Raw genomic sequence first — 3,124 nt, 5'->3', positions numbered from 1 at the left:
AGATAGGCCAAGAAGTCTTGCACCGCCTTGTTGCCGCGCGCGGCCGCGTCGGGCGAGACCACCGGTTCGAGCGCGCCGAGGATCGCCAGCGACCAGTCGCGCAGCGGCCCGCGCTCGTCATGGGGCACGTCGAGCAGATTGCCGATCACCTCGATCGGGATGGAGGCCGCGAAATCCTCGATCAGCTCGCAATGGCCCTTGGCCGCGATGGCGTCGAGCAACCCGTCGACGAGTTTGATCAGGTCTCCCTCCATGCCTGCGATCGCCCGCGGCGACAGCGCGCCCATGATCAGGCGGCGCACGCGGGTGTGCGACGGCGGATCGTTGAAGACGAGGCTGGTGGTGTGATGCTCGTACAGCGGCGTGTCGCCGTATTTCGGCGCGAACTCGCGCTTCTTGTCCGAGCTGAACGATTTCGTGTTCTTGTAGGTCGTGACGAGGTCATCGTAGCGGGTCAGGAACACGGTGCCATTGCGCAGGCGCTTGACCGGCTCGTTCTCCCGCAGTGCACGATAGGTCGGGTAGGGGTTGGCGTAGAATTCCGGCGTCAGCTTCTCGAGATCGAAGCTGGCGACCAGCGCCTTCGCATCTGCGTTCATCCCGTTATACTCGCCGGTTAATGCCGATATGCCGTTTTTGTTGTTCTGGTCGGCGCATGCATGCGTCTACAGTCTTTGCACACTGCTAGCCGACCGGACGGGAAAATGCACGCACGCACTGACGCTGCCGACACGACGCCGAGTTGGCCCGACGATATCTTCGCGACCTTGCAGCGCTTCGACGTCCGGCAGGTGCCGTATGTCCCCGACGCCGGGCACTCCAGGCTGATCCAGCGTGTGCTGGACTCCTCGACGATGCGCGGCATTCCGCTGACGACGGAGGAGGAAGGCGTGGCGCTGCTCGCCGGCGCGTGGACGGGAGGCCAGCGCGGCGTGCTGCTGATGCAATCGAGCGGCGTCGGCAATTGCATCAACATGCTGTCGCTGATTCCGATCCTGCGCTTTCCGTTCCTCACGCTGGTGACCATGCGGGGCGAGTGGGGCGAGTTCAATCCGTGGCAGGTGCCGATGGGCTCGACCACGCAAGGCGTGTTCGAATTGTCGGGTGTCCAGGTGCTGCGCGCCTCCGATGCAGCCGAGGTGCCCGCCGTGCTCGAAGCGGCGGCGGCTCAGGCCTACAACGCGCTCACCCCCACCGCCGTCCTGTTGTCGCAGCGCCTGATCGGCGCCAAGGTTTTCACCAAATGAGCAAAGCCAATCTCCTCGACCGCCGGCAGGTGGTGTCTACGCTGCTCGCCAACCGCAAGGACGTCGTCGCGATCGGCGGCCTCGGTGCGTCCACCAACGACATCTGCGCGGCCGGCGACCACGCCCGCAATTTCTATCTGTGGGGCGGCATGGGCGGCGCTGCAATGATCGGGCTCGGGCTCGCGCTGGCGCAGCCGAAGCTGCCGGTGCTGGTCATCACGGGCGACGGCGAGATGCTGATGGGGCTGGGCAGCCTTGCCACCATCGCCCTGCAGAAGCCGTCCAACCTCTCGATCGCAGTGCTCGACAACGAGGCCTATGGCGAAACCGGCGGCCAGACCAGCCACACCTCGGCCGCCGCAGATCTCGTCGGTATCGCGAAGGCTTGCGGCATTGCGGACAGCCGTGCCGTGACGACCCTGGCCGAGGTCGAGGCTTTCGCCCAAGCCGTCCAGGATGTCTCGGCAGGCCCGCGCTTTGCCAATGTGAAGATCGACAGCGCCAGCGTCGAGCGCATCCTGCCGACCCGCGATGGAACCCACATCGTCAACCGGATCCGTGGCGACCTCGGTTTCAATCCGATCTAGCAGGCGCTCCTCTGGAGGGGCATCAGCCCAGCGCCTGTCGGCTGAATTTCCCGTGAGTTTGCAGCGCATTCAGGTTGCGGTGCAGCAGTGCGCTTGACTTCTGCGTGGGTGAGTGCTTACTCACCGAAATGAGCTCATTGCGTATGACGAGCGACCTGAGGCGTCAATTGATCCTCGGCGCCGCAAAGCGTTGCTTTGCCCGGCACGGCTATACCGGCACCACGACCAAGAGCGTGGCGGCCGCCGCCGCTATTTCCGAAGCGCTGCTATTCAAGCATTTCCCGTCCAAGGCGGCGCTCTACGCCGAGATCCTCAGCGACGAATGCGAGGCGGACCCGGCGTTCATGGAGCTACTGGAGCGGGAGCCGTCGACCGCCACTCTCGTCGAATTGATCCGTGGCATGGTCGAACACTTCCTCCAGATCGCCGACGGTCCCGATCAGGAAGAGGCGCAGCGCCTCCGACTGATGGCCACGAGCCATTTGGACGATGGCGAATTCGCCCGTGTGCTTTATGCCAAGATCGATACACTGATCGGGGCTGTGTTCGTCGCCTCGTTCGAGCGCGCGATTGCCGCCGGAGACGCGCGGCCCTGCGCCGGCGATCCGCTCAACCTGTTCTGGTTCGCCCATCACGCCGTGATGACGGTGGCGCTGACCAGGCTGCCGGCCACGCCTTGTCTCGCCTACGGCGAGGCGAAAGACCTGGAGCGGCAGCTCTGTGAGTTTCTCCTGAGGGGTATCGGACTTAACGACGCCGCAATTGCTTCGCATCTGGGCCGCGATGTCGCCGCGGATGCGAACCAGACGGCGATTGCAGAAAGTGCATGACATGAACGTCGTAGCTGAACACAAGATATCGGGCGAACCGATCGACAAGGCTCCCAAGCGCCCGGTCAAGCCGGTGCGCTGGTTCATCATCGTCGGCACGCTTTTGGCGCTGCTCGTCGGCGGCCTCGTCTGGTTCAATTACTTCCGCGGCCAGATGATCAAGCAGTTCTTCGCCAACAACAAGCCGCCGCCGACCCTGGTCAACGCGGCCGAGGCGAAGTCCGACGGGATCGACAGTGTGCGCTACACCGTAGGAGACGTGCGTCGTGACGTGGACGCCGAGACGCTTTAGCTCACTCTCCGACATGTGCATCGCAGCGATCGGAACCACTGGATCGGCCGTGCCGTGCACCAAGAGCACGGGCGGCTTCGGGAGTTCTCCGTGACTCAACCCGAGCGTCCCTGTCAACATGCCGGACTAGCCAACGACGGCAGCGACCGCCCGCGGTCGCCGCAGCGC

At 64.4% G+C, this 3,124-nt stretch carries 3 protein-coding genes and 2 pseudogenes; 4 read left to right on the top strand and 1 reads right to left on the bottom strand.

Features of this window, described 5'->3' with window-relative positions; all coding sequences use genetic code 11:
• A pseudogene (locus tag JHD07_RS36470) lies at positions 1–599 on the bottom strand (cytochrome P450); the annotation flags it as partial.
• A gap of 105 nt (positions 600–704) precedes the next feature.
• Between JHD07_RS36470 and JHD07_RS36465 the strand changes: the two are divergent.
• The 4 genes and pseudogenes from JHD07_RS36465 to JHD07_RS36450 all read left to right on the top strand — a co-directional run.
• Positions 705–1,247, top strand: coding sequence for a phosphonopyruvate decarboxylase (locus JHD07_RS36465; protein WP_291630995.1), 543 nt, complete (start codon positions 705–707; stop codon positions 1,245–1,247).
• Positions 1,244–1,834 (top strand): thiamine pyrophosphate-dependent enzyme, encoded by a 591-nt coding sequence (locus tag JHD07_RS36460; RefSeq protein WP_291630993.1) that lies wholly within the window; start codon positions 1,244–1,246, stop codon positions 1,832–1,834. Before JHD07_RS36465 ends, JHD07_RS36460 begins: the two co-directional genes overlap by 4 nt.
• A gap of 128 nt (positions 1,835–1,962) precedes the next feature.
• Positions 1,963–2,664 carry a TetR/AcrR family transcriptional regulator gene (locus JHD07_RS36455; RefSeq protein WP_291630998.1) on the top strand — a complete coding sequence of 234 codons (702 nt, stop codon included), beginning with the start codon at positions 1,963–1,965 and terminating at the stop codon, positions 2,662–2,664.
• Between the two features lies 1 nt (position 2,665).
• Positions 2,666–2,905, top strand: a pseudogene (locus JHD07_RS36450) (efflux transporter periplasmic adaptor subunit); the annotation flags it as partial.
• Between the last annotated feature and the right edge of the window lie 219 nt (positions 2,906–3,124).

The organism is Bradyrhizobium sp. (genome assembly GCF_016462955.1).
GTDB lineage: Bacteria > Pseudomonadota > Alphaproteobacteria > Rhizobiales > Xanthobacteraceae > Bradyrhizobium.
The sequence above is the reverse complement of the archived record's forward strand: the minus strand, read 5'-3'. Positions and strand labels throughout refer to the sequence as shown.